Annotated in this window: 26 protein-coding genes and 1 other RNA gene; 10 read left to right on the top strand and 17 right to left on the bottom strand. The window is 32.9% G+C overall.

Translation table 11 applies throughout. The features are described 5' to 3' along the window. Positions 1–44: 44 nt before the first annotated feature. On the top strand, positions 45–542 hold the full coding sequence (locus V7M80_RS02910; protein ID WP_333693905.1) for a metallophosphoesterase family protein: 498 nt from the start codon (positions 45–47) through the stop codon (positions 540–542). Here the strand turns inward: V7M80_RS02910 and V7M80_RS02905 are convergent. From V7M80_RS02905 to V7M80_RS02890, 4 genes are all read right to left on the bottom strand, one after another. Then, complete coding sequence (locus tag V7M80_RS02905; RefSeq protein WP_333693903.1) at positions 539–2287, bottom strand: sensor histidine kinase; 1749 nt, start codon at positions 2285–2287, stop codon at positions 539–541. The two genes, V7M80_RS02910 and V7M80_RS02905, sit on opposite strands and share 4 nt — an antisense overlap. Continuing rightward, positions 2280–2576 carry a hypothetical protein gene (locus tag V7M80_RS02900; protein WP_333693902.1) on the bottom strand — a complete coding sequence of 99 codons (297 nt, stop codon included), beginning with the start codon at positions 2574–2576 and terminating at the stop codon, positions 2280–2282. The genes V7M80_RS02905 and V7M80_RS02900 overlap by 8 nt, the downstream gene beginning before the upstream one ends. A gap of 3 nt (positions 2577–2579) precedes the next feature. Beyond that, positions 2580–3242 carry a response regulator transcription factor gene (locus tag V7M80_RS02895; RefSeq protein WP_333693901.1) on the bottom strand — a complete coding sequence of 221 codons (663 nt, stop codon included), beginning with the start codon at positions 3240–3242 and terminating at the stop codon, positions 2580–2582. A 147-nt stretch (positions 3243–3389) separates the two neighbouring features. Then, on the bottom strand, positions 3390–3803 hold the full coding sequence (locus V7M80_RS02890) for a DUF4293 family protein (RefSeq protein ID WP_333693900.1): 414 nt from the start codon (positions 3801–3803) through the stop codon (positions 3390–3392). 176 nt (positions 3804–3979) lie between these two features. Here V7M80_RS02890 and rho point away from each other — a divergent pair, with 176 nt between their 5' ends. After that, entirely contained in the window at positions 3980–5704 is a 1725-nt protein-coding gene (gene rho, locus V7M80_RS02885; RefSeq protein WP_333693899.1) for a transcription termination factor Rho, read from the top strand. Positions 5705–5751: 47 nt separating this feature from the next. On the opposite strand, the gene tpiA is transcribed toward rho, so the two are convergent. The 6 genes from tpiA to V7M80_RS02855 form a co-directional block, all read right to left on the bottom strand. After that, the gene (gene tpiA / locus V7M80_RS02880; protein ID WP_333693897.1) at positions 5752–6504 is read right to left on the bottom strand and encodes a triose-phosphate isomerase; all 753 of its coding nucleotides are present in this window, start codon (positions 6502–6504) and stop codon (positions 5752–5754) included. Beyond that, positions 6501–7001, bottom strand: a complete 501-nt coding sequence (locus tag V7M80_RS02875) for a TlpA family protein disulfide reductase (protein WP_333693895.1) — start codon at positions 6999–7001, stop codon at positions 6501–6503. Before V7M80_RS02875 ends, tpiA begins: the two co-directional genes overlap by 4 nt. Positions 7002–7081: 80 nt before the next feature. Further along, positions 7082–8158 (bottom strand): ABC transporter permease, encoded by a 1077-nt coding sequence (locus V7M80_RS02870; RefSeq protein WP_333693893.1) that lies wholly within the window; start codon positions 8156–8158, stop codon positions 7082–7084. 1 nt (position 8159) lies between these two features. Further along, positions 8160–8357, bottom strand: coding sequence for a hypothetical protein (locus V7M80_RS02865; RefSeq protein ID WP_333693892.1), 198 nt, complete (start codon positions 8355–8357; stop codon positions 8160–8162). 1 nt (position 8358) lies between these two features. Then, a complete protein-coding gene (locus tag V7M80_RS02860; RefSeq protein WP_333693891.1) occupies positions 8359–9465 on the bottom strand; it encodes a BT_3928 family protein in 1107 nt (368 codons plus the stop codon). A gap of 15 nt (positions 9466–9480) precedes the next feature. Beyond that, the gene (locus V7M80_RS02855; protein ID WP_333693889.1) at positions 9481–10026 is read right to left on the bottom strand and encodes a DUF1599 domain-containing protein; all 546 of its coding nucleotides are present in this window, start codon (positions 10024–10026) and stop codon (positions 9481–9483) included. Between the two features lie 81 nt (positions 10027–10107). Here V7M80_RS02855 and folP point away from each other — a divergent pair, with 81 nt between their 5' ends. Further along, positions 10108–10932 carry a dihydropteroate synthase gene (gene folP, locus V7M80_RS02850; RefSeq protein WP_333693887.1) on the top strand — a complete coding sequence of 275 codons (825 nt, stop codon included), beginning with the start codon at positions 10108–10110 and terminating at the stop codon, positions 10930–10932. A gap of 2 nt (positions 10933–10934) precedes the next feature. After that, positions 10935–11651, top strand: coding sequence for a hypothetical protein (locus V7M80_RS02845; protein ID WP_333693886.1), 717 nt, complete (start codon positions 10935–10937; stop codon positions 11649–11651). A 15-nt stretch (positions 11652–11666) separates the two neighbouring features. Here the strand turns inward: V7M80_RS02845 and rlmH are convergent, their stop codons facing one another. Next, complete coding sequence (gene rlmH, locus V7M80_RS02840) at positions 11667–12140, bottom strand: 23S rRNA (pseudouridine(1915)-N(3))-methyltransferase RlmH (protein WP_333693884.1); 474 nt, start codon at positions 12138–12140, stop codon at positions 11667–11669. A gap of 84 nt (positions 12141–12224) precedes the next feature. On the opposite strand from rlmH, the gene rnpB reads away from it, so the two are divergent. Continuing rightward, positions 12225–12551, top strand: an RNA gene (gene rnpB / locus V7M80_RS02835) — RNase P RNA component class A. Here rnpB and V7M80_RS02830 read toward each other — a convergent pair. Genes V7M80_RS02830 through V7M80_RS02815 form a run of 4 tightly spaced genes read right to left on the bottom strand, consistent with a single transcriptional unit; the run spans position 12549 to position 15261 of the window. Next, positions 12549–13139, bottom strand: coding sequence for a hypothetical protein (locus V7M80_RS02830; protein WP_333693882.1), 591 nt, complete (start codon positions 13137–13139; stop codon positions 12549–12551). The two genes, rnpB and V7M80_RS02830, sit on opposite strands and share 3 nt — an antisense overlap. Then, complete coding sequence (gene rsmD / locus V7M80_RS02825; protein ID WP_333693881.1) at positions 13132–13698, bottom strand: 16S rRNA (guanine(966)-N(2))-methyltransferase RsmD; 567 nt, start codon at positions 13696–13698, stop codon at positions 13132–13134. The genes V7M80_RS02830 and rsmD overlap by 8 nt, the downstream gene beginning before the upstream one ends. Further along, a complete protein-coding gene (locus V7M80_RS02820) occupies positions 13695–14516 on the bottom strand; it encodes a DUF3822 family protein (protein ID WP_333693880.1) in 822 nt (273 codons plus the stop codon). Before V7M80_RS02820 ends, rsmD begins: the two co-directional genes overlap by 4 nt. Next, entirely contained in the window at positions 14500–15261 is a 762-nt protein-coding gene (locus V7M80_RS02815; RefSeq protein WP_333693879.1) for a hypothetical protein, read from the bottom strand. Before V7M80_RS02815 ends, V7M80_RS02820 begins: the two co-directional genes overlap by 17 nt. Before the next feature lie 119 nt (positions 15262–15380). Here V7M80_RS02815 and V7M80_RS02810 point away from each other — a divergent pair, with 119 nt between their 5' ends. Continuing rightward, complete coding sequence (locus V7M80_RS02810; protein ID WP_333693878.1) at positions 15381–16799, top strand: ATP-dependent DNA helicase; 1419 nt, start codon at positions 15381–15383, stop codon at positions 16797–16799. A gap of 24 nt (positions 16800–16823) precedes the next feature. Beyond that, positions 16824–17558, top strand: a complete 735-nt coding sequence (gene kdsB, locus V7M80_RS02805; RefSeq protein WP_333693877.1) for a 3-deoxy-manno-octulosonate cytidylyltransferase — start codon at positions 16824–16826, stop codon at positions 17556–17558. On the opposite strand, the gene V7M80_RS02800 is transcribed toward kdsB, so the two are convergent. Continuing rightward, a complete protein-coding gene (locus V7M80_RS02800) occupies positions 17548–18210 on the bottom strand; it encodes a spermidine synthase (protein WP_333693876.1) in 663 nt (220 codons plus the stop codon). The two genes, kdsB and V7M80_RS02800, sit on opposite strands and share 11 nt — an antisense overlap. A gap of 55 nt (positions 18211–18265) precedes the next feature. Here V7M80_RS02800 and V7M80_RS02795 point away from each other — a divergent pair, with 55 nt between their 5' ends. Further along, positions 18266–18823: a 1-acyl-sn-glycerol-3-phosphate acyltransferase gene (locus tag V7M80_RS02795; RefSeq protein WP_333693875.1), complete on the top strand. Its 558-nt coding sequence runs from the start codon at positions 18266–18268 to the stop codon at positions 18821–18823. A 303-nt stretch (positions 18824–19126) separates the two neighbouring features. On the opposite strand, the gene V7M80_RS02790 is transcribed toward V7M80_RS02795, so the two are convergent. Further along, the gene (locus tag V7M80_RS02790) at positions 19127–19549 is read right to left on the bottom strand and encodes a helix-turn-helix transcriptional regulator (protein ID WP_333693874.1); all 423 of its coding nucleotides are present in this window, start codon (positions 19547–19549) and stop codon (positions 19127–19129) included. A gap of 303 nt (positions 19550–19852) precedes the next feature. Here V7M80_RS02790 and V7M80_RS02785 point away from each other — a divergent pair, with 303 nt between their 5' ends. After that, the gene (locus V7M80_RS02785) at positions 19853–21007 is read left to right on the top strand and encodes a M14 family metallopeptidase (RefSeq protein WP_333693872.1); all 1155 of its coding nucleotides are present in this window, start codon (positions 19853–19855) and stop codon (positions 21005–21007) included. Between the two features lie 74 nt (positions 21008–21081). Continuing rightward, on the top strand, positions 21082–21449 hold a 368-nt coding region (locus V7M80_RS02780; protein ID WP_333693870.1), incomplete at its 3' end, for an Lrp/AsnC family transcriptional regulator.

The following is a 21449-nucleotide window of genomic DNA, read 5'->3' as shown; positions in this document are numbered from 1 at the left end:
GTTAATTTTGAATTTTTATCATCCCATATTATATTTCTCATCCATTGAAAAAAATTTTACTTCTTTCCGACACTCATGGTTTTATTGATGAAAAGGTTTTAAAATATGTTCGTCAGGCAGACGAAGTTTGGCATGCCGGAGATATAGGCGATTTGATTGTAACCGATGAAATAAAAAAAATCAAACCCTTACGAGCCGTTTACGGAAATATAGATAATGCTCATGCCAGACTGGAATTTCCGTCGCATAATCGTTTTTTATGTGAAGATGTTGATGTGCTAATAACTCATATAGGTGGTTATCCGGGGAAGTATTCGATGTCGATTCATGAAGAACTACAAAATAATACACCTAATCTTTTTATTTGTGGGCATTCACACATTTTGAAAGTTCAATACGATAAGCAATTGCATTTGCTTCATATGAATCCCGGTGCTGCAGGGATAAGCGGATTTCATCAGGTTCGAACAATGCTGCGTTTTGAAATTAGGGGTAAGTCTATTGAAAATTTGGAAGTTATTGAATTTGAAAAGAAAATTTAATTTTCTGGGATAGGCAACTTGATATAAAGTAAAGTACCCGCACCTAATTTGGAATTTATCGTAATTTTACCCTTTAAATTTTTAACTCGTGCTTTTATTTGAGTAAGTCCAAACCCGTCACTCGTATATTTGTTTACATCAAATCCTTTACCGTTGTCTTCAATATTTAAAATCAATTGATTGTTTCTTTCTTCCAGAGTTACATAGCCTAACGTAGCTTCACTGTGTTTGACAATATTATTGATAAGTTCAGAAATGATAAAATAAACTTTACTTTCAAATTCTTCCGGGTATCTTTTATGGATGCTACCAAAATTGGTAAAATTAAATTGAATTATCGAATTCGAATTTTTTTCACATAGGTCTTGTGTAGCATAAAATAATCCGAGTTTTGAAAGTACCGGAGGGACCAATTCATGAGATAAATCTCTTACTTTATCGTGTGCTTCTTTAAGTAAAGAACGAGCCTTGACCAATTCTTCCGGCACATTATCTTTACCAACTAAAAAGGCAGAAACATGCAATCCGGCCGATGAGAGTAAAGCACTGATGTTGTCATGCAATATTTCGGCCAATTTTTTACGCTCAGTTTCCTGTCCATCTATGGATGCATTAATGATGTTTTCTTGAATTTCACTATCTAATTCTTTAATCTTGTTGCGTTGTTTTAATTGTAAGTTCTGATAAAAGAAGTAAAATAAAATCAAACTAAAACAAAAGAGGGCTATAAAAATGAAAATGATTTTTTTGTTTCTATTTTGTTTTTCTTCCAATAGCTTTGATTTTTCCTCATATTGTTGTTCTACTTTATCAATTTGATATTTCGTTTCAATTTCACGGGTTTTATCACTAAGAGCTTGTTTACTTAATTCATTGTTGTATTCAAAAGCCATGGTATTGTACATATTGGCTCTACGGTAATCGCCCAATTGCTCATAGGCATATACAAGATTTAAACAAAAACCAACTTGATCGTAATTGGTTAATTCTTTTTCATATTCCTTTCTTATTTTTTCAAACGTTTCGGCTCCTTTTTTGAAATTTCCTTCATGTTCCATGTAATAGTATCCAAGGTTGCTCAGTACAGTTATGATTGAAGGAGTTATTTTGTTTTTTATTGCTAAATTGTATGTGCTGTCTAAATAGATTTTGGCCGTTTTGGGTTCGCCAATCAAGGTGTAATATACAAAGTGATTGTTGTAACTAAAGCATATTCCTTTTACATTATTGGTTTTTTTATCCAATTCAAACTTTTTTTTCATGTAAATTTTTGCACTATCCAAATGGGTATCGGTGTACAATCGAAAAAGATTATGATAAACATGAATAAGGGTAGAGGTATCCTTTTCTTTTAACGCATGGTATTTCGCTTTGAAGTAATATTTAAAGGATTTATTGATGTCTTTTATCAAAGAATATCGGGTGCCTAATTGTTCTATTATTTCCGATTTGCAATTAAGTTTGTGTTTTTCGGCTAGGGCAAGGGCATTAAATAAAACAGACAATGACCGTTCATTATCATTAAGAGAACCATACAATTTGGATTTTCTTACCGAAACTTTACAATATTCAGTATACTTTTTGGCTTTTAATAGTTTGTCAGAAAGATTTTTAGCATAATTTATTCCTTTTATAAATTCTTTTTGATCTGAATAATATTCAATAGAGTCAAATTGGGTTAAAACATTAGCTTTTCCCCAAAAGAAAATAAATAAAAAAAATAAAACAGTGTAAAATCTAACCATTAACATCAATTCGAATGGTTGGTTTTTTTAGCGAATTTCCGTTAGCATTGTTGCTTAAATCTTGTTGGTGAAATTCAATGTAAATAAGGTTATTGTAGGCTGTACAAATTGTTGTTTCAGTAAAAAAAACTACAGAGGGTTGAGTTTCATTTTCTTTCAAAGTGATAAAAATTTCGAATAAATCATCATTTTGTTTTACACTTGTTTCACAATTTACGGGAATGTTGTAACTCAAATTATAGGTATCTGTTGTTAAACGAGAAATGCTGTAAGATCCTAATAGTTCCATAAATTAATTTTTTATGATATTATTTTTTATTGCATATTTTACGAGTCCAATAGTATTTTTAACGTTCAATTTTCGGATAAGATTTTTTCGATGGGTTTCTACGGTGTTGCTACTAATAAATAGCTCTTCACCTATTTCTTTTCCACTATATTCTAAAGAAATTAATTTAAGAATTTCTATTTCTCGATCTGTAAGCATCGAATTGATAACGGCTTCATTATTTTGATTTTCGATGGTGTGACCTGAAAAAGAACCGAATATTTTTTCCTGAATATTTTTTGAAAAATATTCTTTTCCTTGTGCTACTTCTTCAATGGCTTCAATAATACTTTCACCGGCACATTGTTTAGATAAATAGCCGCTGGCACCCAATTTTAAAACTTCTTTTATTAGTTTCAAATCATCATAACTGGATAACACTATAACTTTACAAGTATAACCTTCTTGAGAAAATTGTTTTAAAACTTCAATTCCGTCTTTGTGAGGCATATTGATATCCATAATTAAAATATCTGCTCCATTTTTTTTAACGGTTTCAACCAAAGTGGAACCGTCTAGTGAAAATCCAATTACTTCAAATTTGGAATGCATGTTTAATACGGCTAACATACCATCAATAAGAACTTTATGGTCATCAGCAAGGTGTATTTTTATCGTTTTTGGCATAATGGGCAATCAAATAATGAAGGATTCGTATTTCAAATGTAAAAAAATTAATTTGAATTTAACATTTTTAGAAGTTTTATTGTACAAAAAAATCCGAACGTTGAGGTTCGGATTTTTAACGCACTAAGATAAACTAAGTTTACTGTATTATTTACGTAATCTGCCTGCCGATTTTACAAGCTTTTCATCTCTCTTTACAGCGAAATTGGCTAACGCTAAAAATACGATAGAAACAAGAGGAAGAACTAGCCCAATACCTTTCTCAGATACCATTGGATCTCCAGATAATTTTGGGGCATACAATATAAATAATACTAATAAAATTAAATTCAATAAGATATTAAGACGACCTACAACAAATTGTTGTTGTCTCTTTTTATACGAATAAATAGCCAATATGGATAAAATAGCACTAAATCCAAAAAGTATTGAAAAGGCTAAGTCCGATTGAAAATAAACGGGTAATTCATTATCATCATACCACAACGGAAAAACAAAAGATAATATTCCGGATGATATAAATGCACCTAAAAAATACAAAGTCTGAATGCGTTGAATCATTACTCAATTATTGTATCCGCAAAAATATATTTTCTTTTTTAATAAATTGCTATTGTTTGCTAAAAAAATATTTGTAATATTGCAGTATAAATCTGTTTTTACTTCACTTAACAGACCAAATTTTAACTACATTTCATTGCATTTATTCCAAATCAATTTAATCACCAAGAACATTCATGTTTGAAATTTCTGCCTTAAAAGAAATGAAGCTTTCTGAGCTTCAGGAAATTGCTAAATTAGCAAAAACCATAAAATACCACGGCGTTAAAAAAGACGAATTAATCCAAAAGATATTGGAAGCTCAACAAGCCATTCCAGAAAATAATTCCAGTGAAACGCCAGATAAAAGTAAATCCAAAAGAGTTCGAATTGTTGGCAAGCCCAAAGATAACAATCCCGATGTGACTTTATTTTCTCAACCGGAAGTTCTAGAACCCAAGGTACTTCAAGAAGATATCCTAGATGAACAACCCGAAAAGTCTCCAGAGGTGGCTTCAAAAGTTTCAAAATTCACCAAGAATAAATTTGATAAAAAGGGTTTTAAAAAGGAGAGGGTTCAAGATAATTCGAAAAATGAAGAATCTATAGAAGCTCCTAATACTACTTCAGAAACAGCTCCAACACCAGAATTAGAAACTCCTTCTTCCACTGAGCCGCAAACCTCAAAACCCCAACATCATAATTTTCAAAAAGGAAATCATCCCAATGGAAATAACGGAAACGGCAATCAGAACCCCAATTTTAAAAGTAAAAAGAACAATTATAGAGATGCCGATTATGAATTTGACGGTATTATCGAGAGCGAAGGTGTGCTCGAAATGATGCCTGATGGTTATGGATTCCTTCGATCCTCAGATTACAATTACTTGGCATCTCCAGATGATATTTACCTATCCACTTCTCAAATTAGATTATTCGGTTTAAAAACCGGAGATACAGTAAAAGGTGTGGTTCGCCCTCCCAAGGAAGGTGAAAAATTTTTCCCTTTGGTTAAAGTTTTGAAAATTAACGGACATGATCCTCAAGTGGTAAGAGATCGTGTTTCATTTGAACATTTGACTCCTGTTTTTCCTCAAGAAAAATTCAAATTGGCCGAAAAACAAGCCACAGTTTCAACCCGTATTATAGATTTGTTTTCACCCATCGGTAAAGGGCAAAGAGCTATGATTGTGGCTCAACCCAAAACCGGTAAAACCATGCTTCTTAAAGACATTGCAAATACCATTGCTGCCAACCATCCAGAAGTTTACCTTATCGTTTTACTGATAGATGAGCGTCCGGAAGAAGTAACCGATATGCAGCGAAATGTAAGAGGTGAAGTTATTGCTTCTACTTTTGATGAACCCGCCGACCGACATGTAAAAGTAGCCAATATTGTTTTGGAGAAAGCAAAACGTTTGGTAGAGTGCGGACACGATGTAGTAATACTATTAGATTCTATAACCCGATTGGCAAGAGCCTACAACACTGTACAACCTGCCTCTGGTAAAGTATTGAGCGGAGGTGTTGATGCCAATGCACTTCAAAAACCAAAACGTTTTTTTGGAGCCGCCCGAAATATTGAAAACGGAGGTTCTTTGAGTATTATAGCTACAGCACTTACCGAAACTGGTTCAAAAATGGATGAAGTTATTTTTGAAGAATTTAAAGGTACCGGTAACATGGAATTACAATTAGATCGTAAGATTTCTAATAAACGAATTTTCCCGGCTATTGATTTAACCTCTTCAAGTACCCGTAGAGATGATTTATTGCAAGATGAAAATACCATTCAAAGAATGTGGATCATGCGTAAATATCTTGCCGATATGAATCCGGTTGAAGCTATGGATTTTATAAACGACCGATTTAAAAAGACCCGAAATAATGAAGAGTTTTTAATCTCTATGAATGATGGATAAAAAAAGGCGACTCAAAAGAGTCGCCTTTTTTTATTTTAAGTATTGTTTTATATTGCCATTACAATAGCCGTAAAATCGTCACTTTTTAATGCAGCACCTCCAATTAACCCCCCATCCACATCGGGTTTCGAGAAAATTTCGGCAGCATTCTCCGGTTTTACACTACCTCCATAAAGAATAGAAACAGAATCAGCAAGATTTTGACCGTATTTATGACTTAATGTTTCACGAATAAAAGCATGCATTTCTTGGGCTTGTTCAGGTGTAGCAGTTTCTCCGGTTCCGATAGCCCAAACGGGTTCGTAGGCTAAAATAATATTTTTCCAATCGTTTTCATTTAAATGAAATAACGCATCCTTTAATTGGTGATGAACCACATTAAAATGTTGACCCGCTTGACGGTCTTTTAATTCTTCACCAAAACAAAATATTACCTCCATTTCATGCTTTAATGCTGTATCAACTTTTGATGCAAGTAAAGCATCGGTTTCATGAAAATAGGCTCTTCGTTCTGAATGACCCAAAATAACAATTTTTACACCTACACTTTCCAACATGGCAGCCGATATTTCACCTGTAAACGCACCCCCTTCTGCTTGATGCATATTTTGAGCAGCAACTTCCAACGGTGTAAATTCTAAATGATCTGCAGCAGCAGCTAAGTTTACGAAGGTAGGAGCCACAATAACTCTTTGAGAAATATCGGTGGGTATTTTAGCAATTAATTCGTTTAAAAGATCTTCGGTTTCTTCTGCATTTTTGTGCATTTTCCAGTTTCCGGCAACTATTTTTTGTCTCATTTTAATTGGTTTAGGGTAGATATTATTTTTTCGTCGTCAGCTTCAATAGCTTTATATAATTTTATTTTTCCGGTTTTATCCAAAACCATATAACGAGGAATCCAATCCAAATCAATAGAATTACTAAAGGTTCCTCCTTTCCATTTGGATAAAATTAAATAGTGTTCTCCTTTAACTTGGTATTTTTCAATACCTTTAGCCCAACTTTCGGGTGTTTTGTCATAAGATAGGAACAAATATACTACATCGGGATAGGCTTTTTGAAGGTTTTCTACTTTGGGCATACCTTTAATACAATCCGGACACCAAGAAGCCCAAACATCAATGAGTACCGTTTTACCTTCATATTTTTTTAGTATAGCCTCAAAGGTTAATTCTATTCCATCTGTAGTAAGCATTTTATCGGCGAGTGCCTCAGAAGTAAATTCAGTTTTTTGTGCTTTTGAACATGAGAAGAAGCCAAAAGCTAAGCAAATTGAGAAGAGAATTTTTTTCATTATAAAAATTTTTAAACACAAATTTACGATAACAATTAGAACCTAATCCTAAAAAACTGCTAATTATGTTCGCAATCGATTTAGTTTAATCGAATTTTGGGATCCAAATAGGCATAGATTAGATCTACAATGCTGTTTATTAAAACGAAAAGTGTGGCAATAACTAAAACTGAACCCATGATCACAGGTAAATCTAAGTTATTGAGAGCTTCTACGATTTCTTTACCAAGTCCGTTCCAGCCAAATATATATTCTACAAATACGGCACCGGCAAGCATTGACGCAAACCAACCGGATAAGGCAGTTACAACTGGATTTAAAGAGTTTTTTAAGGCATGTCTTGTAATGATTTGGTACTTATTTAGTCCTTTCGCTTTTGCAGTTCGAATGTAATCCTGAGTAAAGGTTTCTAAGAGAGAGTTTCGCATTAGCTGTATAACTACACCCAAAGGTCTAATTCCCAAAACAAAAGCAGGTAAGACCACATTTTTCAATTGGATGTATTTTCCATTTCCAAAATCGTCAACTTCATACAGACTCCCCGTCATGTTAAAACCGGTGTATTTATGCCAAACAAAACCAACAAGCCAAGCCACAAGAATGGCACTAAAAAAAGACGGAATACTCATGCCTAAAGTGCTTAAAAGAGCAATCAATCGATCTAAGATAGAGTCTTTATAAATTGCAGAAACAATTCCTAAAAATACTCCAAAAAGTATAGCAATCATTATTGCCAGTAGGGCTAATAGTATAGTATTGGGCAACGTATTACCTATAATAGTAGTTACTTTTTTACCGCTTTTTTGAAAACTTTCTCTTAGATATGGAGTTTTGACAACGCATTTTATTTCAGAAATTGTAAATAAGGGCATGTAATTGTATTTATCTTCACTCAAATAGGTGTAGTCTTCTTTTTGAGTATTGTGCCATGAAATAGGAGATAAGTCATTAACATAATAAGCAAATTGAGTAGAAAGAGGCTTGTCAAAACCATACTTTTTTTTGATAAGTAGTAATTGTTCCGAATTTTCATTTTGATCCAACATCATACGAGCCGGGTCTCCGGGCAAAATATTGAATAATACAAAAACTACGGCTACTACTCCCAAAAGCGTGAGTAGAGCATAGCCTATTCTATGTAGTATGTATCGCAACAAATTAGTTGTGTTTTTTTGAGTAAAGTGTCAGTTTGGCTATAATTCCACCTCCTAATATTAGCCAAATTACTAGACCGCCAATTTGAGCTACGGTTTTTGAAATTAAACTAGTATTTGTAGTTTCAATTAGAAGAAAGTAACCTACATACACCATATACATAAGGGCAATTACTTTACCAAAATTAAGTACCGTTTTCATGTTACTTAAGTTTAACCTTATCGATGTCGTTGTAGTGTTTTTTGTCAACAATTGTTCCTTTTTCTAATACTACAATACTTGGATTAGCTCTTTCTATTGTTTTTAGAGTGGTAGCATCGCAAAAATAAAAATCAAAGGAAAATTGGTATTTCTTTTTAAACGTTTGAATGGTTTCTTCATCAGAAGCAGTCATCCCAATAACGGTGTATCCTTTTTGACTGGCTTTTTGACTAAATTCTTCCAATTTACTTAGACCTTCATCGCTTGCTTTATCTAAGTTGTAAGCAATTAATAAAACCACTTTGGGTTCGTTCAAAATTTCATCTGCATAATTGTTTCCATTGAGTTCAATGGTAAAATCATGAATAGGAGGGATGTAACCTTGTTTGATGAGCTTATCTTTTCGATCTACAAATTCAGCAGTTTCCGGTACTTTGTTTGCCATCACATCAGCTTGACTGAATTCGGTATCAACGCCATTAACTTTGTAAATAAAAATCATTTCGTATTCAGACATTGGTGCACCTTCCGGAATTTCCATGCCTTTTTGAATATTGGTACCCACGGCATAAGCTCTAAAATCGATGTATGGTAAATGCATTAAAACTTGATAAGCTATAAATAAACATGCTATATAGGCAAATAAAACGGTTAGGTTTTGGGCTGATTTTCCAAAGATAGGTTGAACGTATTTGATATTTAGGACTAAAATTAAGATTAAGACCAATAAAATAACATCTTTGGTAAACGACTCCCAAGGTGTTAGTTTTAAAGCATCTCCAAAACAACCACAATCTGTTACTTTATTAAAATAGGCCGAGTAAAAGGTTAGGAATGTAAAAAAGACAATCATAGCCAAAAGGCTCCAAATTGTAAATTTGGGTTTGAATCCTATGAGAAGCATAATACCTAAAACTACTTCAAAGATTACCACAACCACAGCAATGAGTAAGGCCAATGGGACTAGTGAGGGGAAATTTAGAACTCCTTCTGAGAAGTATTCTTCCAATTTAAAAGAAAACCCTACGGGGTCGTTTAGTTTGATTAAACCTGAAAAAATAAACAAAAGGCCAACGAGAATTCGAGCAATATGCGTAATGAGTTTCATGATTTTTAGTTTTGGTTATTTGGTATGTAATCCTAAATGAATTAAAGCAAAAACGGCGTAATTTATCATATCTTGGTAATTTGCATCGATACCTTCAGACACCAATGTTTTACCTTTATTATTTTCAATTTGTTTTACGCGTAAAATTTTTTGTAAAATCAAATCGGTTAAAGAGCTAACTCTCATATCTCTCCATGCTTCACCGTAATCGTGATTTTTGTTTTCCATTAACAATTTGGTTTCGCTAATTTTTTGATCGTATCGTTTTTGAGCTTCTTCCAGATTCAAATCGGGTTGATCAACAACACCCAATTCCAATTGGATTAATGCCATAACCGAATAATTGATAATCCCTATAAATTCTGAAGTTTCGTCTTCATCTATTTTACGTACTTCATTTTGTTGAAGGCTTCGAATTCTTTGGGCCTTTATGTAAATTTGATCTGTCAAGGAGGGTAATCTTAAAATCCGCCAAGCACTTCCGTAGTCTTTCATTTTTTTACTGTAAAGCAATCGGCAGGCATCTATAACTTTATCATATTCTTGAGAAGTAGTATTCATTATTGGATTATATTTGTAATGTTTTTCAAAAATACAATTTTCAGAATAAGTTTAAGCTACTTTAAATTCTTTTTTTAAGATATGCTCATCAATTGTAAAGGTACTTTAATGGATTTGTCTTCCCCAAAAGTTATGGGAATACTCAATTGTACACCTGATTCTTTTTTTGATGGAGGGAAAAACAATTCGATAAAAGTTGCTCTAAACAAGGTAAGTCAATGGCTTGAGGAGGGTATTGATATTTTAGATCTCGGAGCCTATTCCAGTAAACCCAATGCCGCATTTGTAACGGAAAAGGAGGAGATAGATCGCTTAAAACCGATTTTAAAAGCGGTGGTTAAAGAGTTTCCACAACTTTGTATTTCTGTAGACACCTTTAGAAGTGCTGTGGCCCGTTTGGGTTTGGAAGAAGGAGTTTCTATAGTAAATGATATCTCTTCGGGAAATTTAGATACAGAAATGATGAAAACGGTGGCTCATTATCAAGTGCCTTACATTATGATGCACATGCGTGGAACACCTCAAACTATGATTCAGCATACAGATTACGACAATTTAATTCAAGAAATTTTGTTTTATTTTTCAGAAAGAGTTGCAATGGCCCGAAGTTATGGTATTAACGATTTGATAGTAGATCCCGGTTTTGGATTTTCAAAAAATACCACGCAAAACTTTGAGTTGCTTCAGAAATTGAACCTTTTTAAAACGCTTTCTTTACCCTTGTTAGTGGGTATTTCTCGAAAGTCTATGATATATAAAACCTTGAATATATCAGCCCAAGAAGCACTCAATGGCACTACGGCTTTGCACATGTTAGCTTTATTACAAGGAGCATCTATACTACGTGTTCATGATGTCAAAGAAGCGAAAGAATGTATCCAACTATTTACTCAAATGCAATTTTAAGAATGAAAAAATTACACTTGTTATTCCTAATTTCCATCTGCTTTTCGTGTCAAAAAGAAGTCCAACTGGTAAAATCAAATCGCACGATAGATTCTACAGTTGTAGATCACACACCTGTGTATATTTTTTTTGAATCCTCTGCCAAAGATACAATTGCTGATGTGAATCGAAAAAACACCATTGGAACCACAAATTGGATTTTTCATGTGGATAAACGCTTGCCATTACAAAAGGTTATACCCGAAATTGTGGCACTTCAAGACAAAAGAAAAAAGGCTCAGTTTCATACGAATGAAAACGCCCAAAACTATTTTTCTTACACCGATAGTATTCAAGGAAAATTAGCATTTATTCCTTTTACGAAAACCAGTTTTACATACAATTCTTATTTTTCTACATCGTATGTCAAAGAGAATCCGGATTATCACATTCACTTCAATACTTTTTCGGTAAATTTTAAAAATAAAAATAAAATTACTGTAGATGGTAATGAAGTCGAGCCTTCTGAGTTACTCGATTTTCTTAAAGAGTATACCACATTTTCAAATTCTGAAAAGCCAATTCTAATTTATTTGAATTTTGATGAGCGTCTTTCATTTGATACGTATTTAGCTCAAATTATAGCTTTACAATCCATAGAAAATGAGAGAATTACAATTGCACCGGTTCATTTTATTTACGACAATACCAAAATTCAAAATTGCGACTGTACATTGTAAAATTGTATTTTTCTATTATTGATGATGATAAGGCTCGTTTCGTAAGATAGTAAAACCACGGTAAACTTGTTCTACGAAAAAAAGACGTACCATTTGGTGTGAAAAAGTCATTTGTGATAAAGCTATTTTTTGTTGGGCTTTTTGATATACATTATCCGAAAATCCGTAGGGACCGCCAATTACAAATACTAGGGTTTTGATACCGGCATTCATTTTTTTTTGAAGTTCGTTTGCAAAAGAGAGGCTGCTATAACTTTTTCCGTTTTCGTCTAAAAGTACTACAAAATCTGTAGGGTTAACTCTTGACAAAATCTGTTCGCCTTCTTTTTCTTTTTGCTGAATTTCGGATAAATTTTTCACATTCTTTAGGTCGGGAATAATTTCCAATTCAAATTTTATATAATGAGATAATCGCTTAACGTATGTATCTATTAAGGATTGAAGATTTTTGTCGTCTGTTTTGCCAATAGCGATTAACTTGATATTCATAAGGTATCTTTAGAAGTACAAAGTTATTTTTTTCATTTAGATATTCGATTCTTCTGAAATCTAATTTATAAAAGTTACTTTTGCACCGCAGACCGCCTTATCGCTTTCGCTTTATGCGAAGGAGGAAAGTCCGGACACCAAAGAGTAGCATAACGGGTAACGCCCGTCCGTTCGTTAAATCGAATGAGGACCAGTGCAACAGAAAGGATGTACAGTTAGGCTGTAGTGAAATCAGGTAAACTCTATGCGGTGAAATGCCATGTATATCAACGTTCCGGTTTTCGGATAAGGGCTACTCGTCCGATGTTGAAGGGTAGGCAGCTAGATCTCGTTGGTAACAACGCGACCAGATAAATGATAAGGATTTGTTTTAGGCAAATACAGAATCCGGCTTACAGGTCTGCTTTTTTAATTACATCCACCATTGCGTTTGAATTTTTGCAATGCTTTTTCCAAACATTTTTTCAACATAGATTGAGTTGACTTTGCAAAGACAACGTCTTCTTTGTTGTGTTCTAAATCGATAGAGCCGCTTACCGTTTCAGAATATATGATATGGTCTGTTTGAACTTCATAGGCGGTTAAAGTGACAGAAACAACAGAAATTGAATGGTGTGGATTGGGGTTTATATTCAAAGCACTAACATTATCAGACTCAATTTTTCCACTTATTTGAATCAAATAATCTACAGTTTTTGAAACTCTTAAAAGAGAAGTATAGCCTTTATAATTATTGGAATTCAATTCCGGAATAGCATAAATAGCGTTTTTGGAACCATAGGATTTAAAAAGGGAATCGTTTAAACATTTTTTGAGTTCATTTTCGGTATAATCTGAGAATTCATTCCAAGGTTTTCCATCAATTGCTACATAATTTACAAACCATTTGCCCTTTTGAAGGGATAGGTCATACAAACTTGTATGAGCAATTGAATTGTATCTGGGAACCGTACAAGAAAATACAAAACAAATAAATAATCCCATTATTAATCTAGACATCTTGCTCCGGATTTTCAGAATGGGACCACTCATAAAAAGAAAAGCAAGACCCACCATAGTTTTTTTGAAAAGAGAAATGACTCAAATGATGCATTTGGGTATGTTTCGAATGTTCAACAATAAGCATTCCCTCAGGTGCTAATAATTGGTTTGAAAATACTGTATTTACAATTTTTTCAAAATCAGAGGGTTTCATGTCATAGGGTGGATCGGCAAAAATGATATCATACTCACCTTTAGATTTTTCTAAAAATGAAAACACATCACTTTTTAAAGCCGTGATATCAAAGTCAAACTCTGAAGCTGTTTTTTTTATAAAAGAGACACAGCCATAGTTTGCATCAACCGCCGTAATGGGTTCGCTTCCCCGAGAGGCAAATTCGAAACTAATATTTCCGGTACCGGAAAACAAGTCTAAAACCCGTAGTTCTACAAAATTAAAATGATTGTTTAGTATGTTAAACAACGCTTCTTTACTCATGTCTGTTGTAGGACGAACCGGTAGGTTTTTGGGAGGAGATAAACGACGACCTTTGTATTTTCCGGATATGATTCTCACGAGCTAAAGAGTATAAAATGGGTTCTGTTTTCCTGTTCGGAAAAAGAGTTTGTTTTTTGAAGTTCAGAAACATCGAGTAAAGACGTGTTTCTTACATATTGATATGCTTTTTGATAGAGCAAACTTTCAATTGAACAATCTCCAAGTAAGTGTAATTTGAAGGATTCAGGATTCAAGTGCAATTGCTCAGCTGTAAAAAGAATGTAATAGATAAAATCTTCTGCGTTTTGATATTCAAAAGAATTGTACAGCAGAAGTTTCTGATTTTGAATCACTACTATTTCAAAGTGACTGGAAGCCACATGAACAAACATTTGTTGGGATTCGTCATTTTTGGTTCGCTCTAGTAATTTGGTAACTAAAATACTGGAATAATGATGGTATTCAAAGGTACCGTATTGATCTATCAAATAATTGGTAATGTTTACATAAGGCACATAAACATTTACCATTTCTTGTTTTTTTAATGTGTCAAAGGTAAAAAAATCGGTTTCAAAAACTTTGGTATTGTATTGTAAATAACTTCCTTTATATTCTTCATCAAACAATGCCGAAGGAACAAAAGTATTGAGATTGTTTTCGTGCAAAACAACAATCTCATCATATATAGATGTTAGTTCTTTATGATCTAACAAGGTTTTCCATAATGCATTTTCTATGGAAAAAGAAGAAGGATAGGAGTTAAAATCAATTTTCTTGAAAGTAATGATTTCGTTGGATAAAGTGTTACGTGAACAAAAAGAAAGCCCATCCAGTGCAACCTGAATGGACAAACTTTTATAACATTTATCGGTAATACTTTTACTCGTTATTTCCATATTTTTTGGGCCAGTTACCAGAAAGATTTACTTCTTCCATAGATCCTAAGATAATCATTTCCCCGTTAATACCTTCTACAGATACTACCTTTTTTTCTTTTTCAACCAAATTTGGGTCTTGATCGGTTAGTAAAGTGGCTTTTTCTAATTTAGCTTCAAAAACAGGAATTTTTAGATCATCTCTTTTAATAAATCCGGCTTTCATATCAATTTTAGCTACAATATCACCAATTTTTACCACATTTAATCTTTTGTAACGGTCAGAATCTTTAAAAAGCGAATCTTTGATGCTTACTTTTCCTAATTCTTTGGTAACAACAATATCCTTAAAATAACCTCCGGTTCCCTTTGCATCTACTGTAAGACCAAATGCTCTGTTTTTTTCAACATCAATTACCGAAGTATCTTTACGCTCTATAATTGTGAACTTTTCATTTTCAATAAAGTTGATTAATGTATCTAAATTATCAGTATAACGACCATTAATAGATTTGAAAGCCATTTGAACGGCTTTAATATCCAACATTTTATTTACAGCAACCTGAAAACGTTTTTCTTTTAGTTTGTCAAATTCAATAGGAGCTTGGATGGATTGATAAATAAGGTATCCAAACAAAACTGTAATTCCCCATAAGAGAATGGAAAGTACAGGTTTAAATTTGGGATTGATGAACTTGTCAATCAATTTTACCAAACCAAATATGGCCAATGCAAGTAATACAACAATAATTATTAGTGTAATCATCTTTATTTTTATTAAATTTCAGTTTAAGGCAAATCTACAATTTTTTTTTTTTCTCAAAAGCATTTCCCACAAAATTCATCAGTATATTTGAAATTTTATAATTTGTTAATCTTCGTCAGATGAATTCAGCTTTGTTTTACAGTATTTTACAAAAATCATTCCAATTTGAACCTACTTTAAAACAAACTCTTTTTTTTCAAAAAGTAGCCGATTTTGTCACAAATCAAGAAAATAATACCATTTTTATACTTAAAGGTTATGCCGGAACCGGAAAAACTACCGTAATTTCAAATTTAGTAACCAATCTTGTTTCAATTTCCAAAAAGTATGTACTGTTGGCCCCTACCGGAAGAGCGGCCAAAGTAATAGCCAACTATTCCGGAAAACCGGCATTTACCATTCATAAAAAAATCTATTTTCCCAAAAAAAACGCTTCTGGGGGTATGCAGTTTGTTCGTCAAATAAATAAACACAAGAATACCCTATTTATTGTTGATGAGAGTTCCATGATTTCTGATGCGGTTTTTGATTCCAAAAATGGTGAAACTGTATCTGTATTAGACGACTTAATTCAGTATGTATATTCCGGTCAAAATTGTAAAATTTTGTTTCTGGGAGATACCGCACAGTTACCCCCGGTAAATTTGGATGTAAGTCCGGCTTTGGAAGCTCACACACTTACCAACGAGTTCAATAAGGAAGTCTTACAAATGGAATTGGATGAGGTTATGCGACAAGAAGCCAATTCCGGAATTCTCAAAAATGCTACCGCTTTGCGTTTGCTTTTGGAAGATGAGTTCATCTATGAGTTTAAATTTCATGTCAAGCCTTTCAAAGATATTGTTCGTTTGGTTGAAGGTTACGATATACAAGATGCTATTCAATCATCGTATGATTCTAAAGGTATAGAAGAGACCGCTTTTATTGTTCGAACCAATAAAAGAGCTAATCAATACAACCAACAAATTCGAAATCGTATTTTGTTTCGGGAAAGTGAATTGGCCACAGGAGATTATCTCATGGTGGTGAAAAACAATTATTTCTGGCTTAAAGATTCTGAGGAAGCCGATTTTATTGCAAATGGCGATATAGTTGAAGTATTGGAAATATTTAAATTTCAAAATTTATACGGATTTTCATTTGCTAAAGTGAAAATACGAATGATTGATTATCCCAATCAGAAGCCTTTTGAAACCATTTTACTATTGGATACTTTAACAAGCGAAGCTCCGGCTTTAACCTACGAACAATCGAATTTGTTGTATCAAGAAGTACTTCAAGATTATGAGAACGAACCCAAATACAAACAAGTTCAAAACGTAAAACAAAACGAATTTTTTAATGCCCTTCAAGTTAAGTTTTCCTATGCTATGACCTGTCATAAATCGCAAGGCGGACAATGGAATACTGTTTTTATTGAACAACCGTATTTACCCGACGGAATAAATAGAGATTATGTTAGGTGGCTTTACACGGCTTTAACTCGTGCCAAAGAAAAAGTATACTTGATTGGGTTTAAAGATGAAAATTTTGAATAATTTTGAACTTTATCTTTGTTTCCTATGAAAATTATAGCCGTTATTCCTGCCCGATATGCATCAACTCGTTTTCCTGCCAAACTTCTTCAAGATTTAGGTGGTAAAACCGTTATTACCCGCACCTATGAAGCTGCTCTTCAAACCGGTTTGTTTGACGATGTTTTTGTGGTTACCGATTCTGATCTGATTTTTAATGAAATAATCAAGCAAGGCGGAAAAGCTATAAAAAGTATCAAAGAACACGAAAGCGGGAGTGATCGTATAGCAGAAGCGGTTTTGGATTTAGATGTAGATGTTGTAGTAAATGTTCAAGGCGATGAACCATTTATTCAAAAAGAGCCTCTAGAGGCTTTGTTAAAAGTATTTCGGAATGACACTGAAATGAATATTGATCTAGCATCGTTGATGCGAAAAATTCAAGAAAAAGAAGATATTGAAAACCCCAATAATGTAAAAGTTATTGTAGATCAAAATCAACTGGCTCTTTATTTTTCCAGATCGGTTATTCCGTATCCTCGAGACCTTAACACGGGTGTGAATTATTACCAACATATTGGAGTTTATGCGTTTCGAAAGAAAGCCTTGATGGATTTTTATACTTTACCAATGCAACTGTTGGAAGCAACAGAAAAATTAGAACAGTTACGTTATTTAGAATACGGAAAAAAAATTAAAATGGTAGAGACTACTCATGTCGGTATTGGCATAGATACGCCAGAGGACCTTGAAAGAGCTCGAAAAGCGTGGCTTAGTTTTTAGAAACTATAATGAGTTCATTGTGGTCTTCAATTCGTGGCAAAGTACAAACAGCTAAATTCTTATTTTTAAAATGTTCTATATATTTCACGTTTCTGTCATTTTGTGCTGTGTTCAATAACATGGTATTGAATAATAAAAACCCATTTGGGTTTAGAATATCGACTAAACGGTCTTGAAAGAAGTTTTCAAATAAGAAAGAGGGCATGTGAATATCTTGAAAAATATCAATAATTATTAAATCATACTTGAGTTTTGTTTTCAGAACAAATTCAAAGGCCTCATGATGAATAAGGTTGAAATTTGGAATTTTGTTTAAATGAAAATAGGACTCTGCCAAATTTATTACGGCTTCGTCATATTCAACACCGGTTATTTTCCCTTTGTATTCAAATTCCTCTGTTAAGGTTTTTACCACACTTCCTCCCGCAACTCCTAAAACTAAAATGTGTTGCATAGGTGTAATTTTATCAACACCAATAGCCAAAAGTCCTTTTCTGAGAATTCTTTGCAAACTACCATAGGAGTAATTGGTGTTTTGACTGTCCATAACCAATTGCCCGTTTACCAAAGTAATTTCAAGAGTCTTACTTATTTCAGATGTGGTTTTGTATAAGTTAATAGGGTATAGGTAACTTATAATCTTTTTAAACATGCCCTTTTTTTATCAAAAATAAGAGATAAATTGTATTTTTACTAAAATAAGAAACATGAAGAAAAGGATTTACGAATTTTTATTTTTCAAGCTCATGGGTTGGAAAATAACCGGAGTATTTGAAGCGTCTTTAAAAAAGTGTGTTATCATAGTTGTACCTCACACCAGCTGGCATGATTTCTATATTGGTTTATTAACCCGAGGAATAATTGGACTGGAAATGAATTTTGTAGGCAAAAAAGAATTGTTTCTTTTTCCTTTTGGATATTATTTTAGAAGCATTGGGGGAGCACCACTTGATCGTTCCGGAGGACAAAACAAGGTTGATGCTATTGCAGCTCTTTTTGAACAGCGAGAAGTATTCCGTTTGGCCATTGCACCGGAAGGAACAAGAAAAAAAGTAAAATCTTGGCGAACAGGTTATTATTATATTGCACTGAAAGCAAAAGTTCCAATACTTCCGGTAGCTTTTGATTTTTCAAAAAAAGAAGTTAGAATTGGGGCACCCTACTATCCCACCGGTAATTTAGAATCTGATACACGAATTTTGGAATCTTTTTTCAAAGATGCAGTGGGTAAGTTTCCTGATAAAAGTTTTACTCCTCAACATTAAATATGAATTTTTAAAACCAAAGTTTTAAATACATCGTATATAGCTACATAAAACGATTTAGGAAGTGTTTTACATTATATAGAAATTAATTTATTTTTTAAATGTAAAAAGCTTTTAATTAATAGGTTTTATCATCTTAGTTAAACAATAAGTTTACTATATAGTTTTTCAGTTAGAAGTTAAAGTTGGTTAAAACGACACCTGTTAATTAAGGCATAGAAAACAATTTCTAAAAAGAGTTTTGTGTTTGTTTTATTGGTTCTGAAAGTCTCGATTCTGCCATAGGGTCGAGGCTTTCTTATGTTAAGAAGGGTCAAAGCTTTGAAAGGTGCCGTCTGAGTAAAAAAGGACAATTTGAGTAATCTTTGCCGACGTAGTTCCTATTGTTGATTTCGCATTTAAGGTTTTGATATCAATTAAAGGCTTGGTTTTCGTTTCGTTTACAGAATTCTTTTCTTCTGTAGCAGTTGGACTTGGAGCGAAATGATTTTCAGTTGTGGTTTTTGGAAAAACACCTTCGTTGAGTAAAAGCCAATACAAATCAACTTCAGGAAATACAGAAACTATTTTCAAAACAAATTCCAAACTAGGTTTGTTTCTTCCTGAAAGTAGGTGTGAGATACTAGATCTTTGTACTCCAATTTTATCTGCAAATGCTCCGGCCGTGAGTTGGTAATACTCCAAAATCTGATTCATTTTTTTTACAAAATCGGGGGTATGTGTCATGGTAAAGCGTTTACAGGTTTAGTGTTTTACAAATGTAAATACTGTTGTTTGAATATCAAAATTTACATTTGTGTATGTTTTGATTTTAACATTTAAAAGTAAAATTAAAACTTTATGTAAATATATTCAAACAATTGATAATCAAATTTCAAACTAAAGATTGTATTGTTTGGTGACAATTGTCAATTTTATATGTTTTTCAGATGCCAAAAAAGGTTTACAAAGTTAAATTGTATAAACAAATCTCTTGTTTACAATTGTTATTTTAAAGATGTTTACCTTTGTAATTGTAAAAATTGAAAGATGGACAGTAAAACAATTTACAACCAATACAAAGCACACAATTTAAAAGGCAGATACATTACATTGGAAAAAGTTGAATCTGTTTTGAAGGATTCAAATTTGAACCAATGCAAAAGTGTTTTAGGGTTTTCTGTGAATCAGAAACCTATACCTTCCTATCGTTTGGGTTGTGGTTCGGTTAAAATTTTAATTTGGTCTCAGATGCATGGTAACGAATCTACCACAACAAAAGCTTTGGTAGATTTTATGCTCTTTTTGGATTCGGATTCTGAGCTAGCCTCCAAATGGAAATCGCATTTTACATTTCTTATTTTTCCAATTCTAAATCCCGATGGTGCCGAAAACTACACTCGTGTTAATGCCAATGAAGTAGATTTAAACAGGGATTTCATTAACCTGTCACAACCGGAGAGTAAGTTGCTATTTGAAACGTTTTTAAATTTCAAGCCTGACTTTTGTTTCAATTTGCACGACCAAAGAACTATTTTTGGAGTAGGTACATCAGGAAAACCTGCCACAGTATCCTTTTTAGCTCCTTCTTTTGATGAAAGTAGGGGAATCAATGAGGTTCGTCAAAAAGCTATAAATTTAATATCGGGAATTACAGAATTGCTGCATAGGGATTTGCCTAATCAAATAGGAAGGTTTGATGATGGTTTTAATAGAAATTGTGTTGGAGATACTTTTCAACAGCTAGGCGTTCCTACTGTTTTGTTTGAAGCGGGTCATTATCCCGAGGATTATGCAAGAGAAAAAACGAGAATGTATATTGGTTTAAGTTTACTTCATAGTTTTTCGATACTCTACGAAAACGATATAGTTAGCAATAAAACTTCGTATTATTTGAAAATTCCTCAAAATAATATCTGTTTTTTCGATATTGTTTATCGAAATGCTAAAATAAATTATGATAATTCAAAAATAATTACCAATTTTGCAGCTCAATATAGGGAAGTTTTAAAGGAAGGTGATGTTCATTTAGAAGCTTATATTTCTAGCGTTGGTGATTTAAAGGGTTATTATGGACACAAGGAATATGATTTAGAAAGTCAAATGATTATAAATCATCCTGATAATTTTCCGAAAATTGATGAAAAAGTTAACTTTAGATTAGAAAACGATAAAGTATTTGTTAATGGTTTATTAAAAAATTAACAAAATCGTTTTTTTTATTAAAGAAAATGTATTTCATTTGTACCTATAATAAACACTAATAAATAAACATTATTATGAGCAAGTTTCGTTTGGATGAAGTAGATCATCAAATCCTTGATATGTTAATTGATAATACAAGAGTTCCTTTTACTGATATTGCCAAGAAATTATTGATATCTGCTGGTACGGTTCACGTGAGAGTTAAAAAAATGGAAGATGCCGGTATCATTATGGGGTCTTCTTTGACTTTAGATTATGAAAAATTAGGATATTCGTTCATTGCATACGTTGGAGTATTTTTGAATAATACCTCACAAACTAAATTTGTTCTAGAACGAATAAATGAAATCCCTTTTGTGACCGTAGCTCACGTTACCACAGGTAAATTCAACATTTTTTGTAAAATTAGAGCCAAAGATACCAAACATGCCAAAGATGTTAT

It is taken from the genome of Flavobacterium sp. (assembly GCF_036759525.1).
GTDB lineage: Bacteria > Bacteroidota > Bacteroidia > Flavobacteriales > Flavobacteriaceae > Flavobacterium.
The sequence above is the reverse complement of the archived record's forward strand: the minus strand, read 5'-3'. Positions and strand labels throughout refer to the sequence as shown.

What these genes read in the sequence shown, in the direction of transcription:
- V7M80_RS02800 (WP_333693876.1), bottom strand. Translation starts at nt 18,210, where the DNA reads ATGTTTAAAAAGATTATAAGTTACCTATACCCTATTAACTTATACAAA.
- V7M80_RS02795 (WP_333693875.1), top strand. Translation starts at nt 18,266, where the DNA reads ATGAAGAAAAGGATTTACGAATTTTTATTTTTCAAGCTCATGGGTTGG.
- V7M80_RS02900 (WP_333693902.1), bottom strand. Translation starts at nt 2,576, where the DNA reads ATGGAACTATTAGGATCTTACAGCATTTCTCGTTTAACAACAGATACC.
- V7M80_RS02875 (WP_333693895.1), bottom strand. Translation starts at nt 7,001, where the DNA reads ATGAAAAAAATTCTCTTCTCAATTTGCTTAGCTTTTGGCTTCTTCTCA.
- V7M80_RS02785 (WP_333693872.1), top strand. Translation starts at nt 19,853, where the DNA reads ATGGACAGTAAAACAATTTACAACCAATACAAAGCACACAATTTAAAA.
- V7M80_RS02895 (WP_333693901.1), bottom strand. Translation starts at nt 3,242, where the DNA reads ATGCCAAAAACGATAAAAATACACCTTGCTGATGACCATAAAGTTCTT.
- V7M80_RS02810 (WP_333693878.1), top strand. Translation starts at nt 15,381, where the DNA reads ATGAATTCAGCTTTGTTTTACAGTATTTTACAAAAATCATTCCAATTT.
- V7M80_RS02855 (WP_333693889.1), bottom strand. Translation starts at nt 10,026, where the DNA reads ATGAATACTACTTCTCAAGAATATGATAAAGTTATAGATGCCTGCCGA.
- V7M80_RS02865 (WP_333693892.1), bottom strand. Translation starts at nt 8,357, where the DNA reads ATGAAAACGGTACTTAATTTTGGTAAAGTAATTGCCCTTATGTATATG.
- V7M80_RS02845 (WP_333693886.1), top strand. Translation starts at nt 10,935, where the DNA reads ATGAAAAAATTACACTTGTTATTCCTAATTTCCATCTGCTTTTCGTGT.
- V7M80_RS02890 (WP_333693900.1), bottom strand. Translation starts at nt 3,803, where the DNA reads ATGATTCAACGCATTCAGACTTTGTATTTTTTAGGTGCATTTATATCA.
- V7M80_RS02815 (WP_333693879.1), bottom strand. Translation starts at nt 15,261, where the DNA reads ATGATTACACTAATAATTATTGTTGTATTACTTGCATTGGCCATATTT.
- folP (WP_333693887.1), top strand. Translation starts at nt 10,108, where the DNA reads ATGCTCATCAATTGTAAAGGTACTTTAATGGATTTGTCTTCCCCAAAA.
- V7M80_RS02905 (WP_333693903.1), bottom strand. Translation starts at nt 2,287, where the DNA reads ATGGTTAGATTTTACACTGTTTTATTTTTTTTATTTATTTTCTTTTGG.
- V7M80_RS02860 (WP_333693891.1), bottom strand. Translation starts at nt 9,465, where the DNA reads ATGAAACTCATTACGCATATTGCTCGAATTCTCGTTGGCCTTTTGTTT.
- tpiA (WP_333693897.1), bottom strand. Translation starts at nt 6,504, where the DNA reads ATGAGACAAAAAATAGTTGCCGGAAACTGGAAAATGCACAAAAATGCA.
- V7M80_RS02830 (WP_333693882.1), bottom strand. Translation starts at nt 13,139, where the DNA reads ATGTCTAGATTAATAATGGGATTATTTATTTGTTTTGTATTTTCTTGT.
- kdsB (WP_333693877.1), top strand. Translation starts at nt 16,824, where the DNA reads ATGAAAATTATAGCCGTTATTCCTGCCCGATATGCATCAACTCGTTTT.
- rho (WP_333693899.1), top strand. Translation starts at nt 3,980, where the DNA reads ATGTTTGAAATTTCTGCCTTAAAAGAAATGAAGCTTTCTGAGCTTCAG.
- rlmH (WP_333693884.1), bottom strand. Translation starts at nt 12,140, where the DNA reads ATGAATATCAAGTTAATCGCTATTGGCAAAACAGACGACAAAAATCTT.
- V7M80_RS02790 (WP_333693874.1), bottom strand. Translation starts at nt 19,549, where the DNA reads ATGACACATACCCCCGATTTTGTAAAAAAAATGAATCAGATTTTGGAG.
- V7M80_RS02820 (WP_333693880.1), bottom strand. Translation starts at nt 14,516, where the DNA reads ATGGAAATAACGAGTAAAAGTATTACCGATAAATGTTATAAAAGTTTG.